Consider the following 21,624-nt stretch of genomic DNA (forward strand, 5'->3'; position numbering starts at 1 on the left):
CATCGCGCCGAGAGTACTGCGGGGCCAGCCCGTGGGAGGCCAGGGCGCCGCTGACCGGTGGACGGCACCGAGCCGTCATCGAAACTGCAGAAGGGGGAGGCCACGCGGCCTCCCCTTTTTTGCGTTTACGGGTTTTGTCTCACATAGTAGCTGTGTTTTATAACCCTCGTTTGTCGCATCTTCTGTGAACGGGCTACAATAACTTAGTCTGTGCGATATGGAGGTGAACATGGCTGAAGCTGGTATCGGCGTTGATATCGTCGAGATTTCCCGCATGAAATCAATTCTTGAAAAGACGCCGTCGTTTGCTCGGCGTGTGTTTACCGAAGAAGAGCGTGCGTATTGCGATGCATCATCGCGTCCCGCTGCTCACTATGCGAGCCGCTTTGCTTCGCGTGAGGCGGTGCTTAAAGCTCTTGGCACGGGTTTTAGTCAAGGCGTGGGTCGCAAGGATGTTTCGGTAACGCGTGATAAACTCGGCAAACCGAAGGCGCTGCTTTCGGGCCGTGCTCTCGAGATCGCTCAAGAACTGGGTGTTGTTGAGGTTGCTCTTTCCATTACGCTTACAGGAGACTTAGCCGTTGCGAATGCCATCGCGATTACCGAAGATGCTCGGCCTAAGCCAAAAGAGGAAAAGGTGAGTACCAAGAAACGCGTAGCGCAGACATTTAAAGAGGCTCGCTCTGTTTTAGATGAGCTTGAGCAGCTGCAGAATTCAGCATTGACGGAGCACCTTGGCGATGCTTCGCAAGATACGCTAGGAGCATAGATGAAACCGGTTTTGAGTACCGAAGAAGTCGTTCGTCTCGAGGATATCATCGAACGCGAAGGGACTTCGAAGGCCGAGCTTATGGAGCTAGCGGGTGAGTTTGCCGCCAACGAGGTCTTGAAGCTCAATCCCGATCGGGTTCTCGTTCTGGTCGGTTTTGGTAATAATGGCGGCGACGGTTGGGTTGCCGCCGATATCCTGAGCCACAAGGGTGTGGACGTGGATATCGTTTCTCCGGTTGAGCCGGATGAGATTCCTGCTGCTCTGGCACGTCATGTTGCTCGTCGAACTGCCGGCCGCGATGTGCACGTTTGCGTCGGTCCCTCGCGTGACGAACTCGAGGTTTTGATCGATAAGGCCGATGTTGTTGTCGATGCCATTTTTGGTACCGGTTTCCACGGGAATCTGCGTGCGCCGTTTTCCATTTGGATTCCTACGGTCAATGAATGCGCCGATTGTGTCGTATCCATTGATGTCCCCTCGGGCCTGAATGCCGAGACGGGCGTTGTTGATGACGACTGCATTCGTGCCGAGCGCACGGTGACGATGATTGCGCCCAAGATTGGTCTGTATAGCGCTGATGGTCCTGAGTATGCTGGCGATTTGATCTGCGGCAATCTTTACGACCGTCTTGACGAGGTCATCGATGATGTCGACCACGCCGCCGAGATTGTCGAGCCCGGTGACTTAGTTGATTACTTTGCTCCGCTACCATCGAATATCGATAAGTATTCCCGTGGCTCCGTGCTTATTGTCGCCGGATCTGCGCAATATCCTGGTGCTGCCATTATGGCGGCCAAGTCTGCAGCTCGCGCGGGTGCTGGTTACGTGGCAGTCGCGGCTCCTGACGCCTGCGCCAATCTCATTCGCATGGCACTTCCTTCGATTCCGGTCTTTGCTATTCCGTCTGATTCCCGCGGCTCCTTTGGCGCCGCTGCGCGCATGACGGTGTGCGAGATCGCAAAGAAGTACAGCTGCGTGCTGTGCGGTCCCGGTATGACGACGTCTGCCGGCGCTATGCAGGTGGTTTCGGGCTTGCTCGAGCTTGATGTACCGCTAATTTTGGACGCCGATGCACTCAACTGCCTTGCTAAGATTGCCATTGACGGTATTGATAGTAACCCCGAGATGTATCGCCGCGAGCAGCCGTTGGTTATGACGCCGCACTATCGTGAGCTTTCGCGCCTAGTTGCCGGTGACGAGGTGAACGACCTTGGTACCGCGATTGCGGCCGCGCAGAAGGTTGTCTGGGCTGCAGGCTCCGACAATCTGGTGGTCATAGCCAAGGGGCCGACGACGGCTATCTGTGGCGTTGAGCGCGTGCTGCTGCCACTCTCGGGTCCGGCTTCTCTGGCAACTGCCGGTTCTGGTGATGTTCTCGCGGGTATTTTGGCCGGCACGCTTGCCACCATGCGCGACGAGATGGATCGTTGGGAGCTGCTGTATTCGTACGCCGTCGCACTTCACAGCTACGCCGGTTTTGCTGCGGCGACGGAGTATGGTGAGAAGAGCGTTATCGCGACCGATCTTATCGACTTGATCGGTCCTGCCATGGAGCTGGCGGCAAAGGATGCGCTCGAAGATCTGGGAATCATGGACGAAGGGTCGGATGACTAATCGTGAATAAAGCCGATTTGACGCGCTGGTCCTGGGTCGAGATCGACCGCGGGGCGCTCCGTCGCAACACGAGGGCCTATAAGAACTTGCTGAATCCACGTCAGCGCCTGTGCTGCGTGGTCAAGGCCGATGCTTATGGTCATGGAGCTGTTGAGTGCGCCAAGATCATGTATTCGGCCGGTGCCGACATGTTTGCCGTGGCGACGGTTAACGAGGGCGTTGAGCTCCGACAGGGCGGGATTACGAAACCCATCCTGATTCTAAGCGAGCCGCCTATCGAGGCTATTCCTGCATTGCTCGAGTTCGATATCATGCCCTCGGTCTATACGTCCGATTTTGCTCTCGCGTATGGCGAATGCGCCGTCGCGGCGGGCAAGGTGGGCAAGTACCATCTTGCCATCGAGACGGGCATGAATCGTATCGGCGTTCACTACACACAGGTGCTCGACTTTGTCCGCGGCATCAGCTTCCATCGCGGTATTCAGTGCGACGGCGTATTTACGCACTTCGCCACGGCCGATGAACCTTCGGGCTGGGACTACAAGCTGCAGTGTCAGCGCTTTACCGAGGCCGTTCAGGCCATTAAGGACGCAGGTTTTGAATGCGGTATCGTGCATTGTGCCAATACGCCATCCTCGATGCTCGATTCTTCAATGCACTTTGACATGATTCGTGCCGGCATCGGTTTGTATGGTCTGCAGCCATGTGAGCTGAGTGGTCGCGTGATGCAGCTTGATCCCGTCATGAGCGTCCACGCGCGTGTGACGCGCGTGGCGCATCCTGCGATGGGCGAGGGCGTGGGCTACGGCTTTACCTACCGCGTACCGCGCACGCGCGTTCAGATCTGCACCCTTCCGATCGGTTATGCCGATGGCCTTTCGCGTACGCTTTCCAATCGTATGGACGTGCTGTATCGCGGCGAGCGTGTGCGTCAGGTGGGCAATATCTGCATGGACCAGTTTATGGTCGCCATTCAGTCCAACCCGGCGCATGAGATTCCCGAGGCCGAGTATGGTGACGAGATGATCATTGTCGGCCGCGATGGAGATGCCGAGATTACCATGGACGAGATGGCGCGCCTACGCGGCACGATTAACTACGAGGTCGCTTGCGGCTTTGGTATGCGTCTCGACAAGGTCTACGTGTAGGAGTCGCTGTGGGCGTCATGCACATTCCCGGCCATAGCCATCAGGCGCCGCGTGAGGTCGCACTCGAGGAGATCGAGGCCGTTCTGGGCGATTGTCACCTTTGCCAGCTTTACCAGTCGCGCCACAACATCGTGTTTGGCGTGGGAAACCCCCGCGCTCGCGTGATGTTTATTGGCGAGGCGCCGGGCCGTAATGAGGATTTGCAGGGCGAGCCCTTTGTGGGGGCGGCAGGCGAGGACCTCAACGGCATTTTGTCGCTGGCGGGGCTCAAACGCGAAGACGTCTACATTGCCAACGTGCTTAAGTGCCGCCCGCCGGGAAACCGCAATCCGCGCCCCGAGGAAGTGCTGGCTTGCTCACCGTTTTTGCGCGAGCAGATTCGAAGCATCTGGCCCGATATTATTGTGACGCTCGGCAACCCCGCGACGCACTTTGTGCTAAAGACCGAGATTGGCATTACTAAGCTGCGCGGCAGGTTCCACCAGATGGGGCATTTTGTGGTAATGCCCACGTTCCATCCGGCAGCAGCGCTGCGCAATCCGGCGTGGCAGGAGCTGCTGGAGGAAGACTTTAAGATGCTGGGCGACTATCTGGAGCGACATCCCGCGCCAGAGGACGCCTCGGAATAATAAGGAGCATATATGTCCCTGGAGCGCCTGGGGGTAGGTACTTACAAAACGACTTGCGCTGCCGATACGGAGTACTTTGGCGAGCTAATTGCACCGTGCCTTGAGGACGGCGATGTGCTCATCCTGACCGGTGGCCTGGGAGTGGGCAAAACTCACTTTACCAAGGGCGTCTCGCGCGGGCTGGGCGATGGGCATATGGTTACGAGCCCTACGTTCGCGCTCATGGCCGTTCACGATCAAGGTCGTATTCCGCTGTTTCACTTTGATCTATACCGCCTGGAGCATGCCTACGAGCTCGAGGATACGGGCATTTTCGATGTGCTGGGCTATGAGGGTGCTTGCCTGCTGGAATGGGGCGAACAATTCCAGGACGAGCTGACGGATGAGTATCTTTCGGTGACGCTCAAGCGCGATGAGGGCGACAGCGATGTGCGAACGATAACGCTTGAGGCGCACGGTGACCGCGCAATGGAGCTTTCCCATTTGATTGATAAGGCTGTACAAGATGAGCTTGCATAACGACAACGCGCTGGTGGTGGCGCTCGATACCTCGACCGACATGCTTGCCTGCGCGGCAAGCTGGATTGATGGGCAGACGGGCGAGACGAAGCTCGTGAGTGGCGACCACATGTGTCGCCGTCACGCCAACGTTGAGCTCGTGAATACCGTTGATGGCGTGCTGGCTCAAGCCGGTCTGGATCGCAGCGATGTTGGTTGCTATGTGGTCGGCCGCGGCCCGGGGTCCTTTACGGGTGTGCGCATCGGCATCTCCACTGCCAAGGGCCTCGCGCGTGGTGCCAATGTTCCGCTGCTGGGCGTGTCGACGCTCGACGCTTGCGCTTGGACGGCGTGGAAGGCTGGCGTGCGCGGCAAGCTTGGTATCATGGCCGATGCTATGCGCGGTGAGGTATATCCGGCGCTGTATATGCTGGTCGATGAGGGTCCCGAGCGTCAATTTGAGCGCGAACACGTGGTCAAGGCCGCCGTGGCGCTCGATGAGTGGCGCCGAGCAGCGGACTGGGACCAGGTTCAGCTGACCGGTGACGGTCTCGTGCGCTATGGCAAGCTGCTGGGTGAGGACGAGACCGCCCGCTGCGTGGAGCGCGACCTGTGGTGGCCTTCGGGCGAGGGCTTGCTGCTCGCGCACGCTGCGGGTGACGGCGATCCGGCCCGCGTCCTGCCGATTTACACGCGCCTTTCGGATGCCGAGGAAAACGAGCGCAAGCGTCTTGGTCTTGCCGAGAGTGCGCACAGCGAAATTACGGGCGTTGCCGATGAGCTCGCCGGTCGTCATCTGCAGTTCCGTCCCATGGGCGCGGCGGATGCCGAGGGCGCGAGCGCACTGGAGGCTACTTGCTTTGAAGGTGCCGGACACGAGGCGTGGACGCCGGGCATGTTCCTGTCCGAACTGGGCGAGGACGTCGCTGCGCCGCGTAGTTGGTGGGTGGCACACGACGACGGCAAGCTGCTGGGCCTTGCCGGCGGTATGGTCGTGGACGGTGATGTGCAGATTCTGGATGTCGCCGTCGACCCGGCACATCGCCGTGAGGGCATTGCCCGCAAGCTGCTGTCGCACGTGAGCTATGATGCCCAGATGCTCGGCTGCACTACGGCTTCGCTCGAGGTCGAGGACGGTAACGAGGGAGCGACCGCGCTTTATAACGCTCTGGGCTTTACCGAGGCTGGCCGTCGCCGCGGCTACTATGGTGCCGGCAAGGACGCCATCGTCATGACGGCTCCGCTGCCCCTAGTGCTTCCGGTCGACAATGCTTCGCCCGAGCCGACGGCGGCAGAGCAGCGTGTATGGCCGCTGCCTGCGCCTGGGCGCTCCGAGGGGGAGCGCGCCGAAATTGAGCGCCGCCGCCTAGTGCTCGCTATCGAGAGTTCCTGCGACGAGACGGCCGTGGCGATTATCGATGCGGATGGCAATATGCTGGCCAACCAGGTGTCGACACAGATTGATTTTCACGCCCGCTTTGGCGGCGTGGTGCCCGAGATCGCCTCGCGCAAACACGTTGAGGTGATTGTGAGTGTCGTGGATGCGGCGCTCGAGGATGCCGCGGCATCGCTTGGTCTTGAGGGCGGAGCCATCGCGCCGAGCGAACTCGCCGCTGTTGGCGTGACACAGGGTCCGGGCCTGGTGGGTGCTCTGGTAGTGGGCGTCGCCTTCGCCAAGGGCTTTGCCTATGCCGCCGGCAAGCCGCTCGTGTGCGTCAACCATCTGGAGGGCCATCTGTTCGCCAACCTGCTGGCGCAGCCCGATCTCAGGCCGCCGTTTATCTTCACGCTCGTCTCGGGCGGTCATACCATGCTCGTGCACGTGAAGGCATGGGGCGACTACGAGGTACTTGGTGAGACACTCGACGATGCTGTGGGCGAGGCCTTCGACAAGGTAGCCAAGGCGTTGGGTCTGGGCTATCCCGGTGGCCCCATCATCTCCAAGCTGGCCGAGACGGGCAACCCCCGCGCGATCGATTTTCCTCGCGCGCTTAACAGCAGGGGAGACTATCGTTTCTCGCTTTCGGGTCTTAAAACGGCCGTGACGCTCTACATCGAGCAGGAGACCAAGGCCGGGCGCACGATTCACCTGCCCGATCTGGCGGCTTCGTTTGAGGCAGCCGTCTTTGACGTTCAGTACAAGAAGGCCAAAAACGCCCTGCATGCCACCGGATGCAAGGAATACTGCATCGGCGGCGGCGTCTCGGCTAATCCGCATCTGCGCGAGATGATGATCAAGAAGCTTGGGCGTCAGGGGATCCGCGTAACGGTGCCACCGCTTTCGGCGTGCACCGATAACGCAGCCATGATCGCAGAGGTCGCCCGCCGTAAATTCGACCGAGGAGAAATCTCGCCGTTCGACGCCGACGCCGATCCAAACATGACGCTGTAGCTGGTACGGCGCGGTCCCCGGACGGAGGGGCCGGATATAAGGTTTCCTGCTCTACAGTCCTGCGCAAGACGAAGGCCACATTAAGTGGCCTTCTTTGCGTGCGGAACTCGCGATAAACCTTATATCCGGCCCCTCCGGCCGGGGACCTTTCTGTATTGATATAGCTTCTGAGCTGGTTTGGCGTCGACAACGTCCAGCAAGGTTAACAAGCCAGTGTCGAATTTCCGGCGTTCTTTAGCTGAAAGAAAAAGTTGGTGTGCGGAGCTTTGCTCCGCCCCCGAGGGGCATCTCTCAAGCAAAAACTGTCGTTCGGTAAAGTCCGAGGTCAGTGGCGTTTTATACCGAGAAATTCAAAAAAGTTGAAAATTCATTACATATTTGCGTTGACTTTAGGTAACTAAAGTTTCATACTCCTTTTCAACCACTGGGGGATGTGAACACGCACGGATCGTTCGCATCATGATTGAAGAGGATTTCTTAGACATGTTCACGCATCAGCTAAACATTATCAGCGTAGTAATTATCTGATGCGGGTTAGCACATACAGCTAGCCCGTACGATAACGGGCGGCTGATGAAGATGAGGGCCGTCGAGCGCAACCGACGGCCCTCATTTTTTATGTCTAGGAAGTTCTTTTTAGAGGAGGAAATGTAATGAACGGAGTTTTGCTCATGGTTGTGGCCGCGGCGGTGCTCGCCTGCGGCTATCTGGGCTACGGCCGCTGGCTGGCCAACAAGTGGGGCGTTGACAAAGAGGCCCTCACGCCGGCCAAGCGCATGAAGGACGGCAAGAGCTTCTCGCCCGTCTCCGCCTTTACCGCGTTCTCGCACCAGTTCAGCTCGATCTGCGGTGCTGGCCCTGTCACGGGTACGATCGTCGCCATGGCCTTTGGCTGGCTGCCCGTCGTGCTCTGGGTCCTCGTCGGCGGCATCTTCTTTGGCGCCGTCCACGACTTTGGTGCTCTGTACGCTTCGATGAAGAACAACGGCAAGTCGCTCGCTCAGCTCATCGAGAAGTACATCGGCAAGACCGGCCGTCGCCTGTTCCTGCTGTTCTGCTGGCTGTTCTGCATCATCGTCATCGCCGCCTTCACCGACATGGTCTGCAAGACGTTCATGTTCACCCCGGCCGTTGACGCTTCTGGTGCTGCTACCGGTGCCATCGACTTCACCAAGTCCTATGCCGCCGGCTGCGCTGGTACCATCTCCATCCTGTTCACCTTCGTCGCTATCGCCTTTGGTTGGGCCCAGAAGAAGTTCAACCTCACCGGTGCTACCGAGTTCGTCACCGGCGTGGTCCTCATGGTTCTCATGTTTGCCGTCGGTATGCAGTTCCCGGTCTACCTGGATAAGTTCCAGTGGTTCGCCGTCGTCATGGTCTACCTGGTCTTCGCTGGCGCTATGCCCATCCAGATGCTCAAGACCCCGCGTGACTACCTCACTTCCATCATGATGATCGTCATGATCGTTTGCGCTGTCCTCGGCATCGTCGTCCTGGGCGTCAACGGCCAGGCCACCATCACCGCTCCGGTCTTCACCGGCTTCTCCAGCGCTTCTGGCATGATGTTCCCGGTCCTGTTTGTTTCCGTTGCCTGCGGTGCCCTCTCCGGCTTCCACAGCCTCGTTTCTTCTGGTACCTCCTCCAAGCAGGTCGAGAAGGAGCAGGACGCCGTCAAGGTCGGTTATGGCGCCATGATCGTCGAGTCCTTCGTCGGCATCCTTGCCATCATCGTCGCCGGCATCATGTTCTCCGACATGAACACCGCCGGTACCGGCGCCCTCAACGCCGGCGTCGCTTCCACCCCGTTCCAGATCTTCGCCGCTGGCATCTCCCGCGGTATGCAGGCCTTCGGTGTTGACGGCACGCTCGCTACCGTCTTCATGACCATGAACGTTTCCGCTCTGGCCCTGACCTCGCTCGATGCCGTCGCCCGCATCGCCCGCACCTCGTTCTCCGAGTTCTTTGCCCAGACCAATGACGCCCTGGCCATCGAGTCCAAGGCCGGCTACATGAAGGTTCTCGGCAACCCCTGGTTCGCCACGGTCGTCACCCTGCTTCCCGGTCTCGCCCTCGCCTTTGGCGGCTATGCCAACATCTGGCCGCTCTTTGGTGCTTCCAACCAGCTGCTCGGCGGCATGACCATGATCACCCTCGCCGTGTTCTGCAAGTGCACCGGCCGCAAGGGCTGGATGCTCTACGTGCCCGTCGCCTTCCTGCTCTGCTGCACCTTCACCTCGCTGGTCCAGAGCGCCATGGGCTGCATGACCGCTGTCCAGGCTTACGGCTTCTTCGGCACCATCCCGGCTACCGCCACCACGGCCGCCGTCTCCGTCGCCGCCACCAAGGGCTTGCAGCTCGTTTTCGCCGTCCTGCTGATGGTCCTGGGCCTCATCGTCGCCGTCAACTGCCTCAAGGAGTTCTTCGGCAAGGAGGCCGGCTCCATGCCCGACGAGGAGCCCGAGTGGTCCGAGATGGGCAAGGCCGAGTACGGTCGCGCCGCTGCCGCTGAAGTTCCTGCCGACGCCGAGGCCGCCAAGGCCTAGTCGGTCGGACGGGTTGAATCTCCCATCTATTTGACTCGGAAAGACCGGGTCCGCAATCAAGCGGACCCGGTCTTTTTTCTTGTGAGAACAGGTGGTGCAAGGGCGTTCTCGCAGATGTTTTGCGTGGATAGGCTCGTGCGTTGTACCATATGGACGAATATGTGTGCATATGAAAGGGGCCCCGTGGCCAAGACGGTATATTCCGATAATCAAAACAATGTCGATGCTCTGGCTGAGCGTCTGAGCAGCCAGACATCGCTTTCTGCCGAGCGCGCCAAGCTGGTTGCCTACGACCTGCTCTGCCGCAAGGCACTCAAGATTAAGTCGAGCGCGCTGGCGCAGATTTTCCGCTCCGTCGATAAGGAATGCGACACCAAGGCGATGCGCGATGAGCTTATCGCGGCAAATATCGTGACCAAGATCGAGGGCAGCGGCATTAACGGGCGCCCGGCGTTCTATACCATCAATGTCGAGATCCGCGATACCCAGGAGCAGCCTGCCGAGTCCGTCGAAGATTTTGTCGTCGAGGATTCCGCTGACGTGCCTGCTGTGGAAGAAGCTGCTCCGCGTGAGCATGTCGATACCGATGAGTTGCTCGATGAGAACGTCGTGCGTGCCTTTACGGCCAAGGCAGGACGCGGCGGTTTTGGCGGGGGTGGCAAGCGCGATGCGCAGCGCCGCGCCCAGCAGGAGCGCTTCCGTCGTGCCGTTGCTCAAAAGGGTGAGACGGATGCCGAGGCTGTTGAGAACGAGGTTGCTGCCGAGTCGCAGAGGCCCGCGAAGGAGCAAAAGCCCGTGGAGGCCCAGGAGCCCCAGCGTCGCCGTGGTGCCCACTTTAAGGCTGCGCAGCAGGATGTCGCGCATGAGGTTGAAGAGCCTTCCGAGGCTGCAGACGATGTTGAGGAGTCTGCCAAGAAGGCTCCGGGTTCATGCCGTCCCGGGCGTGGTTTTGCGAGGCGCGCGTATCCCGTAAGGCGTCAGGAGAAGGGCGAGCCGGCTCCGACCGCTCAGGCCGAGAAGGCCGAACAAACCGAGAAAACCGTTGAGCCGGCGGCTCGCGAGCAGAAGCCTGTTGAGCCGCAGCTTGAGGTTGCTGCCGAGGCCAAGGGCGAGCAGCCTACTGATGGGCAGACGGAGCAGGGCGCGTCGAGCAGGCCTCGCCGCCGTCGCCATCGCGGGGGTCGCAGTTCCCATGCCGAGACTGCAGCCGAGAAGACCACGCCGCAGGACGAGGATGCGAAGGCCGAGGTTTCTTCGGGGCAGCCTAAGCGCCAGCCGGCGAAGGAGAGCAAGTCCGATCGTCCGCAGAAGCAGGCGTCTATGCCGAAGCGCGAGCGCAATTCCCAAGGCGATTCTAAGCGCAGGTCTCAGAAGAAGCCGGAGTCTGCCGCAGCAGATGCTGCTGCCCAGCAGCCCGAGTCGGCCGTCCACGGCGAGGTATCGGCGTTTGCCCTTGCCCGCGTTTTGGGCAGGCAGCTGCTCAAAGTTGTCCCTACGCCTACGGCGCTCTCTAAGATCAAGGAGCAGCAGACACAGATCGTAAAGGTCGAGGGCAAGGACGGCAAAAAGGCTCCGCAGCGCACTCAGCACAACGAGATGTCCAACCGCAAGATTGCCGAGGAAATCGCAATCATCCAGGCTTGGATCGAGCAAAACCGAGGTGCCGATACGCCGGTTGCCTCGCGCCGCCAGCGTGCCTACCAGATTTTTAACGACGAGAAGGCTTTTGACGGCAAGCACGGCGAGCGTCTAATTCGGCGTATGACCGAAAAGGGCATCAGCATGCAGGCGATTAAGGTCGCCCCCAACCGCCCCGTGCACTTTACGGGTTTCTTTACGCTGGGCGCCGATAAGCCGTTCATTATGGTCGAGAACCTGGACACCTATGACGAGATCGTCAAGCTCCTGCGCGGCCGCAAGCACGCTAAGCTCTTTGGCATCAAGGTGGGCGGCGTGATTTTTGGCGGCGGATGCAAGGCGAGCGTCTCGCATGCCCTGGACGATTATCTGGCTGAGATCGGCTATCGCTTTAACTACGTCTACTACGTGGGCGATATCGACCGCGAGGGCGCGCGCATCGTCGAGCAGGCTCGCAATGCCAATGTGGTTGAGATTCGCCTGCATGCCGGCATGTACCGCGCCATGCTCGCCGAGCATAAGCGTCGCGTGAAGGCCGGCGGCGAGTGCGAGCCCGCGGCTGCCAACCAGGGCGTGCCGCAGAACTTGGCGGCGACGATCAAGGATCTGCCCATGGTCACGCGCGTGCAGTTCCGCAATGTGCTGCGCGAGGGCGGGCGCATTCCGCAGGAGATTCTGATGACCGCCGACTATCGGGATGGCGACTCGGGAAGCTTCGACCGCATGCTGAACAACTAAATTCCGCCGGCCCCGGGAGAGCGGGGACACCGACTTAGGTTTCCTGCTCTACAGTCCTGCTCACGACGGAGGCCACATTAAGTGGCCTCCTGTTCGTGCGGAACTCGCGATAAACCTAAGTCGGTGTCCCCGCTCTCCCGGGGCCGGCGGCTACTTGGTTGTCGCAGACGGCTCGCTTTTCGGAACTGGGCTGATATTTTCTAGATGTAAGGCGCTCTTGGTTCTAATGGGCTTGGGGCGCCTGTCTTTTGAGGGTGGATTTTTGGGACATGCCTGAAAATCTACCTTTTGCAACTTCTCGTCCTGCACGAGAAGTTTCGGCTTGGCTGGAAAGTCGAGATGCGGGGAGCCCGTTACTGATATGGGACGGAGGGATTCCGCGTCCGCCTGGTCGGCGGCCGCGCCCCGCTGCGTCGCTTCGCTCCTTGCGTGCTGCGCTGGAAAACGCTTCGCGTTTCCTCAGCTCCGCACCCTTGCGGGTTCGAATTCCTCCGCTTGCCCACAAGAAAGCGCCCTGGGCCGTTATGGGCTTAGGGCGCTCAGTTTTAATGGCTGGGACGGAGGGATTCGAACCCCCAACAGCCGGCACCAAAAACCGGAGTTCTACCGTTGAACTACGTCCCAATGTGTGGTGTTGCCCAAAAGCAACTCGTCTAGTTTACCTAATCTGCGAGGGCATCGCAAACGCCGTCGAGTAGGCGTACGGCGAGCGTCTGCGCGTCGCTGGCCGTGAAGGTGCCGTTGTAGCGCGTCATGTCCGTGAGCTCAATGCGAATGCGAGCCGGCTTCTGCTGCGCGGCGACATTGGCGGTGCGGATGCGCTGGGCCAGGTTGTGGCACTCGGCGAGGGCAATCGTGGCGCGTGGCGCGGCGTCGGCGGGCAGCTCGTCGCTTGCGATCTCGAGCACCAGGTCAACGTCGGTTGGGACCTCGGAGTCGCAGAGCGTCATGCCGCTGTTGTCGGTCGTTGCCGTGGCGATGTTCCACATGCGCGAAGCAACGCTGCGTGCGATGGGGTCCTCACCGATAACGGCGATCTGGAAGCGCTCGAGCACGTTGGCGGCGCGAGCAAAACCGATGCGGGACTCGGCTTCGGTGACCGAGGGCTTGCCCTCCCACACATGGTGCAGGCGGTTGATGTAGGCGTAGGTGTCCTGGAAGGCCATGCCGTCGGCAAACAGGCCGACATTTTCCTGGAACTGCTGCAGGGCGGCCTCGGTATGCGGACCAAAGTAGCCGTCGTCTTCGCCACAGGCAAAGCCCAAAACGTTGAGAGCGCGCTGCAGGGCCTGCACATCGGCGCCATGGAAATTGGGCATGCGCAGATACAGGGTGCGGTCGCCCAGCTTATACGAGGCGTCGACCAGGGCGCTCCAACAGGGGATATCGACGGCATGACCGGCAGCAAGGCCGCTGTCGAGCCTGAAGGTGCTGACGGCCTGCTCGGTGGTGGTGCCAAAGCGCTTGTCGACAACCTCGGCGTCATCGATTGTATAGCCGAGCTGCAGAAGGCGGGACTGGACGTCCTCGACGGCTGCTCCCTGCATGCCCGTGGTAATAGGTTCCATGAACGAACCCCTTTCGGCGTACCATTCGTACTATTTTGAGCGTGTGTCGGATAGACAACGCGAGACAATTTATAAACATGCACTCAATAGTGTAGCAACTTGTACCCAAACTCGCTGCCCACAGGTTTTATGACCCCCGCTAGTTAAGACGCTCCACAAAGAAATCTGCCATTGAGAGGAAGAGCTCGCGCGCATGCGGGTCGAGCTCGACGCCTTCGATAGCGGCCTTGGCCTTAGCGGTCAGGTCGAGCGCATAGGTGTGGGCGTAATCGATGGAGCCGGTCTCCTGGAAGATCTCCACGGCGCGTGCGAGCTGCGCAGGGTCCTCGGTGCCCGAGGAAAGGATTGCCTCGATCTCGTCGTGATAGCGCTCGTCTGACAGGGCATGCACGGCAACGAGGGTGCGCTTGCCCTCGGTGATATCGGTGCGGAAGTCCTTGTTGGCGGCCTCCTTGGTGCCGATCAAGTTGAGCAGGTCGTCTTGAATCTGGAAGGCAAGGCCCGTGTGCAGCCCAAAGGCACGCAGTGCCTCAATCTGCTCTTCGCTGCCGCCGCCGATAATGGCTCCGGCGGCAAGCGGCGTCGCTCCGCTGTAGTACGCGGTCTTGTGCGTCGCCATGTCCAGATAATCGTCGACCGAAATGTCAAAGCGCTCGTCGCGGACCCAGCCCAGGTCGAGCGCTTGGCCCTCGATGGTACGGACGATCATCTCGGTAAGCTCGTGGAGCACGTGAAGCTTCACGTCTGCGTTGAGTGTGGGGTCGTCGAGAACCGTCTTGGTGACCATGGTGAGCGCCAGGTCACCGCAGTTGATGGCAAGACCGGTGCCCTCGGTAAGGTGCATGCAGGGCTTGCCGCGACGAATCTGCCCGTTGTCGGCGATGTCGTCGTGGATGAGTGCGCCCGACTGAAAGTGCTCGATGGCCGCCGCTGCGCTGCGGGCGCTCTCAAAGCTGCCGCCTACCGCAGTGGCAGCGAGCATGCAGATGAGCGGGCGGTGGCGCTTGCCAGCGTTTGCCGTAAATGCCGAGAGCGGGGTATACAGGTAGCGCTCGATATCGGCGGAAGTCGCCTGTCCGTCAAAGAACGTGGCCAGATAGTCGTTAATCTGGTCAAAGTGCTGGGCTAAAAAGCTGGTAAACGGACTGGACACGGGTTCTCGCATTCTTTGATAGGTTGCATCGTTGCATTATGCAGACAACATATTGCCACATTAGGGCGTCGAGCGCGGCGGTTGAAGACGATTGGTCCATGCGGCCGCAAGTGCGGTAGGGGCTTGGCTAGATAAGCCCAAAGTGTTCGAGCGCGGTGACGACGCCGTCGTGGTCGATGCTGTCGGTGACATAGTCGGCCTTTTCCTTGAGGAAGTCCGGCGCATTGCCCATGGCGATACCGACATCGACGGCGTTCATCAGCGAGACGTCATTGCTGGCGTCGCCGATGCCGTATACGGTTCCGTGGTGGGGATCGAGGGCGTCGAGTACGGACTGGATACCCTCGCGCTTGGTGCATTCGCGAGGCGAAATCTCGGTCACTTCGAGCTCGAGCTCGTTAAAGCAGAGCAGCGGCTCAAACGCTTGATCCTGAGCGATGCGGTTGGCAAGCGACGTGGACATTAAGATCTTGTAGGCGCTGTAATGTTGCAGCTGCGTAATTGCATCGCCCACGGTGCGGGCGTATCCCGGAGCGTCGGGCGCATCGGCACTCATGCGAACGACGCCATTGAGTCCCTCAAAACGAATCACTTCGTCCGATTGCTCAAGAATGGGAGCAAGGCGCTGCAGCATGCCGGGCGTCATCGCCAAATCGCGAATCACGTGTCCCTCAAGTTCGACATAGCCACCCGCGAGGCAGACGATGCCGGTCCAGGGCAGCTCGAGCAGCTTTGGATGGATGCAGCTCAGCGTGCGCCCTGTGCAGATAAACGCCATATTGCCCTTGGCGACAAAATCACGGATGGCTTGCGAGACCGCTTCATTGGGATAGGGGGAGAGGTCTCGCTCGCTCTCGGGAAGCTCTTGTGCCACTCGAGGGTCTTGCCAGGCGAGTGTTCCGTCGATATCGAAGAAGCAGATATCGCCGCGCTTATGGGCTGCGCTGGCGGCAGGGGAGGCCGAGGTGGTGGGCACAAATCCCGGCTCGAGGCCCATGATCTGGTCAAAATGCTCTTTAACGCGGGGAACGGAGATGCCAATAATCACCTGGGCGGTCTTGCCCGTAATGATGAGGCCCTTGGCGCCCACCGCGACAAACGACGCATTATCTGCAACGATGGAAGGGTCTGCGACCTCGACGCGCAGGCGCGTGGCGCAGTTGGTTGCGCCCACGATATTGCCAACGCCACCTAAAAGCTGAATTACCCGCTCAGCGAGGACGTGATCTTGATCGGATTGAATACTGACCTCGCCATTGGGAGTTTGCTCTTTGGCAAAGCCGCTTCCCGTTAAACGATCGATTGCCGCGCGATTGGAGGCATGATCCTCGCGGCCCGGCGTCTTAAGGTCATAGACCAAGATGAGTGCTCGAAAACTAACAAAAAAGATGAGGCTAAAGGCAAGACCGATACCGAGCGCCAAAAGGTAGGAGCCGGCATGCATTCGCATGAGTGGGATGAAGTTGAAGGCCGTCATTTCCATGAGACCGCCCGAGAAGATGCCGACGATGCCAAAGAAGTTCATGGTCATGGCAAGGCAGGAGGACAGGACGGCGTAGAGCAAAAAGAGTCCGGGATAGGTGAACATAAAGAGAAACTCGAGCGGCTCGGTGACGCCGCAGACCACCGAGGCGACGATGGCGGGCAAAAGGATGACTTTAAGGCCGGCGCGGCGTTCGGGTTTGGCGGTGAAATAGAATGCTGCCGCGATGGCGGGAAGGCCAAAGAGCTTGCCCCAGCCGGTGGCGGTAAAACCTGCCCAGGGCGCAAGTTCATTTAAAGGGCGCGTGCTATGGGAGAGAATGGGGAGCAGGTTGGTCCACGTGGCGTAAATACCGTCGTGAATGACCAGATTGTCGTAATAGATGGGCATATAGAGCAGATGGTGCAGCCCCATGGGCTCGAGCGCTCGCTCCAAAAACACAAAGATGCCCACGCCGAAGGGGCCGACGCCCGCAAGTGCGTGGCGCAGCGTTTCGGTCACAGCGTATGCGAAGGGCACGATGGCGGCCGAGATGGCGGCAAGGGCAAACACGGCAAAAAAGCTGATGAGGTAGACCAGCGAGGAACCCGAGAAGGTGCCGAGCCAATCGGGAACCTTGGCATCGTAGAAGCGGTCATGGATGGCAACGACGGTTGCCGACACCGCCAGCGGGCCGATAATGCCGGTGTCGAGCGTCTTGATGCCGTCGATGACGGTGATGCCGCTGGCGGGGGTCAAAGATGATGGGTACTTAAGTCCAAGGTTGTCTCCGCTCAGCTTAATGATCTCGCTCAAAAAGAAGCAATAGGCAAAATAGGCCACGAGTGCCTCGAGGCAGCAGCGTGCCGGTTGCTTTTGGGCAAGACCGATAGGCAGCGCTACGGCAAAAAGGAGCGGGAGACGTTTAAAGACCGTCCACGAGCCGCGCTGGATGATGGTCCAGAAAACGTACCAAGGGGTTCCGTATACGGCGAGATCGCCGACGATGTCTACGGTCGTGGCGAGGGCGGAGATGCCGACCATGAGGCCTGATATAGAAAACAGCATGGCGGGCGCGAACATGGCTCCGCCAAAACGTTGGATTTTCTGCAGCATAATATGCCTTCCGGATGCAACATGCTGTGCGAGCAAGAACGTTTAAACAATGAACTCATTGTAGAGGACTGGCTGCTTGCCGCATTGACGGTTTTGATTCGGTCCGATTTGGGTTTCGGGGGAACCGTCGACGGTAAATAATCCGTGCTTTACCGATAATCGGTTTAAACAACTTTAAGAAATGCTATCGTGCCTAGCCATACATATTCATTAGAGGTGAAATCATGCCAAAAGCGATTTACGAAGGAATCTACCGCGAGATCCGTTCGCGCATCATCAACGGGACCTATGCGTTTCAGGAGATGCTGCCAACCGAAGCCGAGCTGACCGCGGAGTTTGGCTGCACGCGCAATACCGTTCGACGCGCCTTGAGCATGCTGGCCGACCAGATGTTTGTGCAGCCTATACACGGTAAGGGCGTGCGCGTTATTTGGCTTAAGGGCGAAACCGACATGCTGGGCGCACTCGAAGAGGTTGAGTCGTTTGGCGAGTTCGCAAAACGCAACAATGCCGTCGCATCGACCGAGGTCAAGTCTTTTGAACATTTGATTTGCACTGAGCAACTCTCTCGCCGCCTGGGCTTTAAGGTGGGCGAGGAGCTGATTCGCGTAGTGCGTGTCCGAAGCCTCAACGGCAGCGCGCGCCAAGTGGACCATGGCTACTTTTTGGCGTCGGTCGCCAAGGGCCTGACCCCCGAGATCGCGGCGGATTCTATCTACGGCTATCTGGAGCACAAGCGCGGCGTCAAAGTGATGGCGAGCCGTCGTACGGTGAGTGTCGAGCTCGCCAACGATGAAGACTGCAGCTATCTGGACCTTGGCAAGTACAACTGCGTCGCCGTTATGGAGAGCCAGTCGTACACCTCGGACGGCATCTTGTTCGAGGTCACGCATGCCCGCACACACCCCGAGATCTTCCATTACCGCGTCAATTCCAAGCGATAGCCGGCTAGCTCGCAGCCTGACGAGACTCATGCCCTCAAAGCGAAAACGCCCGGTCAAACCGACGATGCATCGGCTTGATCGGGCGTTTTCTCTGCATTCGATAACAAATAATTGTTTATACAAAACTTGTCAAGTATCAAGTTGAAATTACCGTTCACCGAAGTTTTTCTACCGCTCTAGTAATACTTGTTCAAACAACTAGCCAAATAGCGTATTGTACAAGTCAGCAAAAGGGGCAAAGTCCCCGAGCCAATCTCCGAAGGCGGCGGCAAAGGGTGCCGCCACGGTGTGAAAGGGTGGATTGTAATGAAGAACGAAATGAGCAGAAGGCAGTTCCTGGGCTTTGCTGGTTCCGCGGCTGCGGTTCTTGGTCTGGGCCTCGTGGGCTGCGGTGGTTCTGCCGGCTCTGGCTCCTCTGCTTCTGGTGACGCTGCCGAGGTTTACTTCCTCCAGTTCAAGCCCGAGGTCGACAAGGAGTGGAAGGAGATCGCCAAGGCGTACAAGAAGGAGAAGGGCGTCGAGGTCAAGATCGTGACCGCCGCCTCCAACACCTACGAGGAGAAGCTCAAGTCCGAGATGTCCAAGAGCTCCGCTCCGACGCTGTTCCAGGTCAACGGCCCCACCGGCCTTAAGAACTGGAAGGACTACTGCGCCGATCTTTCCGACACCAAGCTCCGCGGCGAGCTCATCGACGACTCCCTGGCGCTGCAGTCCGACGGCAAGGATCTGGGTATCGACTGGGTTCAGGAGAGCTACGGCATCATCTACAACAAGGAGCTCCTCGAGAAGGCCGGCTACAAGGCCGAGGACATCAACTCCTTCGACAAGCTGAAGGCTTGCGCCGATGACATCCAGGCCCGCAAGGACGAGCTCGGCGTTGACGGTGCCTTCACTTCCGCCGGCATGGATGACTCCTCCAGCTGGCGCTACACCACCCACCTCGCCAACCTCCCGCTCTACTACGAGTTCGAGAAGGAGCACAACCAGGAGGACGACGAGATCAAGGGCGAGTATCTCGACAACTTTAAGCAGATCTTCGACCTGTACATCACCGACTCCACCTGCGATCCTTCGCAGCTCGCCTCCAAGACCGGTGACGACGCCACCAACGAGTTCGCAACCGGCAAGGCCGTCTTCTACCAGAACGGCTCTTGGGCCTACGCCGACCTCACCAAGGCCGGTATGACCGACGACCAGCTCGGCATGCTGCCGATCTACATCGGCGTCGACGGCGAGGAGAACCAGGGCCTGTGCTCCGGCGGCGAGAACTACTGGTGCGTCAGCTCCCAGGCTTCCGAGGATGCCCAGAAGGCCACCGAGGACTTCATGTATTGGTGCGTCACTTCTGACACCGCCACCAGCATCATCGCTGACAAGATGGGTCTGACCGCCCCGTTCAAGAGCGCTAAGGAGACCACCAACGTCTTCTCTCAGCAGGCCGTTGCTATGGCCAAGGACGGCAAGAAGACTGTCGCTTGGGACTTCGTTTACATCCCCTCCGAGGAGTGGAAGAAGAACCTCAAGCAGGCTCTGATCGCCTATGCTGCCGACAACACCAAGTGGGACGGCGTCAAGAACGCCTTCGTCGATGGCTGGAAGACCGAGAAGGCTGCTTCCGAGTAAGCAGTTGCTGCCCAAGCTATCTGATTAGCGACAGGGGGCGGGCAGACGTAGGTTTGCCCGCCCCCTGCATATTGAAAGGACCCTTCTATGGGCAAAGCACTCAAGCGCTGGTGGCCGCTCTTTATGCTGCCCACGTGCCTGGCGTTTATGATCGGGTTCGTGATCCCCTTTATCCAGGGCTTCTATCTCTCGTTCTGCCAGTTTATTACCATTAACAACGCGCATTTTGTCGGTATCGAGAACTATGTGCGTGCCTTGACGGATCCGCAGTTCTCCACGTCGTTCTTCTTTACCGTGGCGTTTGCCTTCCTGTCGACGGTGCTCATCAACGTGATCGCGCTGGCCATTGCGCAGGCGCTCACCCGCAAGGCGCTCAAGGGCACCAACATCTTCCGTACGATCTTCTTTATGCCTAACCTGATCGGCGGCATTGTGCTGGGTTACATTTGGCAGATTCTGATCAACTGCCTGCTCTCCAACGTGGGTGCCCAGCTTATCGCCCTCAACTCCGCCGCTGGCTTCTGGGGCCTTATCATCCTGACCCTGTGGCAACAGGTCGGCTACATGATGATCATCTACATCGCCGGTCTGCAGTCCATTCCGTCTGACTACATCGAGGCCGCCAAGGTCGATGGCGCTACGGCATGGCAGACGTTTTGGAAGGTTAAGATCCCCAACCTGATGCCGACCATCACCATCTGCCTGTTCCTGTCCATCACCAACGGCTTTAAGCTGTTCGACCAGAACCTCGCCCTTACCGGTGGCGCCCCGGCGCACTCCACCGAGATGCTCGCCCTGAACATCTACAACACGTTCTATTCGCGTGCTGGCATCGCATGGCAGGGCATCGGTCAGGCCAAGGCAGTTATCTTCTGCATCCTGGTTGTCGCTATTTCCATGATCCAGCTTAAGGCCACGAGGTCCAAGGAGGTGCAGCAGTAATGAAACGCGATAAGGCTATCAACCGCGCGCTCTCGATTTTCTTTACGATTCTGTCGCTCGCGTGGATCTACCCCGTGTTCATGATTGCGCTCAATTCCTTTAAGAAGGGGACCGCAATCAGCACCACCACGGCGTTCGATCTGCTCACGCCCGAGACGTTCAACGGCTTTGCAAACTACGTGCATGCCTTAAACGAGCAGGGTTTTGCCTCGGCGTTTATGTATTCGCTCATCATCACGGTCACGTCGGTCGTGCTGATCTTGGTGTGCTGCTCCATGTGCGCTTGGTACGTGGTTCGTGTCAACAACAAGATCTCGAACTTCTTCTATTACCTGTTCGTGTTCTCGATGGTCGTACCGTTCCAGATGCTCATGTTCACGCTGTCCAATTTGGCGGACCGCATCGGCTTTAATACGCCGTTCAACATCTGCTTTATCTATCTGGGCTTTGGAGCGGGCCTGGCGGTCTTTATGTTCGCCGGCTTTGTAAAGAACATCCCGCTCGAGATCGAGGAGGCGGCCATGATTGACGGCTGCAACCCGGTCCAGGTGTTCTTTAAGATCGTCCTTCCCATCATGAAGCCCACCTATCTTTCGGTCGGCATTCTCGAGACCATGTGGGTCTGGAACGACTACCTGCTGCCCTACCTTACGCTCGACTCCACCAAGTACAAGACCATTCCTATCTTGATCCAGTACTTCCGCGGCGGCTATGGCCACGTCGAGCTCGGCCCCATGATGGCATGCATCATGATGGTCGTCATCCCCATCGTCATCATGTACATCTTCTGCCAGAAGTACATCATTGACGGCGTTGTGGCAGGTGCCGTCAAGGGCTGATGCCG

15 protein-coding genes and 1 tRNA gene are annotated in these 21,624 nt (G+C 58.9%); 12 read left to right on the forward strand and 4 right to left on the reverse strand.

Going from position 1 to position 21,624, the window contains the following annotated elements; genetic code table 11:
- Nucleotides 1–229: 229 nt before the first annotated feature.
- From acpS to AAAV21_RS02640, 8 genes are all read left to right on the forward strand, one after another.
- Nucleotides 230–769, forward strand: coding sequence for a holo-ACP synthase (gene acpS / locus AAAV21_RS02605; protein WP_006235843.1), 540 nt, complete (start codon nt 230–232; stop codon nt 767–769).
- Complete coding sequence (locus AAAV21_RS02610) at nt 770–2,386, forward strand: NAD(P)H-hydrate dehydratase (RefSeq protein ID WP_082435564.1); 1,617 nt, start codon at nt 770–772, stop codon at nt 2,384–2,386.
- A 2-nt stretch (nt 2,387–2,388) separates the two neighbouring features.
- Entirely contained in the window at nt 2,389–3,534 is a 1,146-nt protein-coding gene (gene alr / locus AAAV21_RS02615; protein ID WP_349107261.1) for an alanine racemase, read from the forward strand.
- An 8-nt stretch (nt 3,535–3,542) separates the two neighbouring features.
- The gene (locus AAAV21_RS02620) at nt 3,543–4,163 is read left to right on the forward strand and encodes a uracil-DNA glycosylase (protein ID WP_117776930.1); all 621 of its coding nucleotides are present in this window, start codon (nt 3,543–3,545) and stop codon (nt 4,161–4,163) included.
- A 12-nt stretch (nt 4,164–4,175) separates the two neighbouring features.
- Nucleotides 4,176–4,682: a tRNA (adenosine(37)-N6)-threonylcarbamoyltransferase complex ATPase subunit type 1 TsaE gene (gene tsaE / locus AAAV21_RS02625; RefSeq protein WP_006235849.1), complete on the forward strand. Its 507-nt coding sequence runs from the start codon at nt 4,176–4,178 to the stop codon at nt 4,680–4,682.
- Complete coding sequence (gene tsaD, locus AAAV21_RS02630; protein WP_349107263.1) at nt 4,669–7,053, forward strand: tRNA (adenosine(37)-N6)-threonylcarbamoyltransferase complex transferase subunit TsaD; 2,385 nt, start codon at nt 4,669–4,671, stop codon at nt 7,051–7,053. Before tsaE ends, tsaD begins: the two co-directional genes overlap by 14 nt.
- 653 nt (nt 7,054–7,706) lie before the next feature.
- Nucleotides 7,707–9,596: a carbon starvation CstA family protein gene (locus AAAV21_RS02635; RefSeq protein ID WP_349107265.1), complete on the forward strand. Its 1,890-nt coding sequence runs from the start codon at nt 7,707–7,709 to the stop codon at nt 9,594–9,596.
- A gap of 183 nt (nt 9,597–9,779) precedes the next feature.
- The gene (locus AAAV21_RS02640; protein WP_349107267.1) at nt 9,780–11,972 is read left to right on the forward strand and encodes a hypothetical protein; all 2,193 of its coding nucleotides are present in this window, start codon (nt 9,780–9,782) and stop codon (nt 11,970–11,972) included.
- 549 nt (nt 11,973–12,521) lie between these two features.
- Here AAAV21_RS02640 and AAAV21_RS02645 read toward each other — a convergent pair.
- The 4 genes from AAAV21_RS02645 to AAAV21_RS02660 form a co-directional block, all read right to left on the reverse strand.
- Nucleotides 12,522–12,596, reverse strand: a tRNA-Gln gene (locus tag AAAV21_RS02645).
- 38 nt (nt 12,597–12,634) lie between these two features.
- The gene (locus tag AAAV21_RS02650) at nt 12,635–13,540 is read right to left on the reverse strand and encodes a peptidoglycan-binding protein (protein WP_349107269.1); all 906 of its coding nucleotides are present in this window, start codon (nt 13,538–13,540) and stop codon (nt 12,635–12,637) included.
- Between the two features lie 139 nt (nt 13,541–13,679).
- Nucleotides 13,680–14,693 (reverse strand): polyprenyl synthetase family protein, encoded by a 1,014-nt coding sequence (locus AAAV21_RS02655; protein ID WP_117638175.1) that lies wholly within the window; start codon nt 14,691–14,693, stop codon nt 13,680–13,682.
- 127 nt (nt 14,694–14,820) lie between these two features.
- Nucleotides 14,821–17,271, reverse strand: a complete 2,451-nt coding sequence (locus tag AAAV21_RS02660) for a PTS transporter subunit EIIC (RefSeq protein ID WP_349107271.1) — start codon at nt 17,269–17,271, stop codon at nt 14,821–14,823.
- Nucleotides 17,272–17,495: 224 nt separating this feature from the next.
- Between AAAV21_RS02660 and AAAV21_RS02665 the strand changes: the two genes are divergently transcribed.
- The 4 genes from AAAV21_RS02665 to AAAV21_RS02680 all read left to right on the forward strand — a co-directional run bounded on the left by AAAV21_RS02665 (nt 17,496) and on the right by AAAV21_RS02680 (nt 21,619).
- The gene (locus tag AAAV21_RS02665; RefSeq protein ID WP_089573620.1) at nt 17,496–18,215 is read left to right on the forward strand and encodes a GntR family transcriptional regulator; all 720 of its coding nucleotides are present in this window, start codon (nt 17,496–17,498) and stop codon (nt 18,213–18,215) included.
- A gap of 306 nt (nt 18,216–18,521) precedes the next feature.
- Entirely contained in the window at nt 18,522–19,838 is a 1,317-nt protein-coding gene (locus AAAV21_RS02670; protein WP_055252173.1) for an ABC transporter substrate-binding protein, read from the forward strand.
- 87 nt (nt 19,839–19,925) lie between these two features.
- The gene (locus tag AAAV21_RS02675) at nt 19,926–20,780 is read left to right on the forward strand and encodes a sugar ABC transporter permease (RefSeq protein ID WP_099432301.1); all 855 of its coding nucleotides are present in this window, start codon (nt 19,926–19,928) and stop codon (nt 20,778–20,780) included.
- Complete coding sequence (locus tag AAAV21_RS02680; protein ID WP_117564839.1) at nt 20,780–21,619, forward strand: carbohydrate ABC transporter permease; 840 nt, start codon at nt 20,780–20,782, stop codon at nt 21,617–21,619. Before AAAV21_RS02675 ends, AAAV21_RS02680 begins: the two co-directional genes overlap by 1 nt.
- Nucleotides 21,620–21,624: the final 5 nt, after the last annotated feature.

The organism is Collinsella sp. CLA-AA-H302 (genome assembly GCF_040093305.1).
In the GTDB taxonomy this organism is placed as follows: domain Bacteria; phylum Actinomycetota; class Coriobacteriia; order Coriobacteriales; family Coriobacteriaceae; genus Collinsella.

Coding starts and splice junctions, on each gene's coding strand:
- AAAV21_RS02680 (WP_117564839.1), top strand. CDS start 20,780: ATGAAACGCGATAAGGCTATCAACCGCGCGCTCTCGATTTTCTTTACG.
- AAAV21_RS02670 (WP_055252173.1), top strand. CDS start 18,522: ATGAAGAACGAAATGAGCAGAAGGCAGTTCCTGGGCTTTGCTGGTTCC.
- AAAV21_RS02650 (WP_349107269.1), bottom strand. CDS start 13,540: ATGGAACCTATTACCACGGGCATGCAGGGAGCAGCCGTCGAGGACGTC.
- AAAV21_RS02660 (WP_349107271.1), bottom strand. CDS start 17,271: ATGCTGCAGAAAATCCAACGTTTTGGCGGAGCCATGTTCGCGCCCGCC.
- AAAV21_RS02665 (WP_089573620.1), top strand. CDS start 17,496: ATGCCAAAAGCGATTTACGAAGGAATCTACCGCGAGATCCGTTCGCGC.
- tsaE (WP_006235849.1), top strand. CDS start 4,176: ATGTCCCTGGAGCGCCTGGGGGTAGGTACTTACAAAACGACTTGCGCT.
- acpS (WP_006235843.1), top strand. CDS start 230: ATGGCTGAAGCTGGTATCGGCGTTGATATCGTCGAGATTTCCCGCATG.
- AAAV21_RS02675 (WP_099432301.1), top strand. CDS start 19,926: ATGGGCAAAGCACTCAAGCGCTGGTGGCCGCTCTTTATGCTGCCCACG.
- AAAV21_RS02610 (WP_082435564.1), top strand. CDS start 770: ATGAAACCGGTTTTGAGTACCGAAGAAGTCGTTCGTCTCGAGGATATC.
- tsaD (WP_349107263.1), top strand. CDS start 4,669: ATGAGCTTGCATAACGACAACGCGCTGGTGGTGGCGCTCGATACCTCG.
- AAAV21_RS02635 (WP_349107265.1), top strand. CDS start 7,707: ATGAACGGAGTTTTGCTCATGGTTGTGGCCGCGGCGGTGCTCGCCTGC.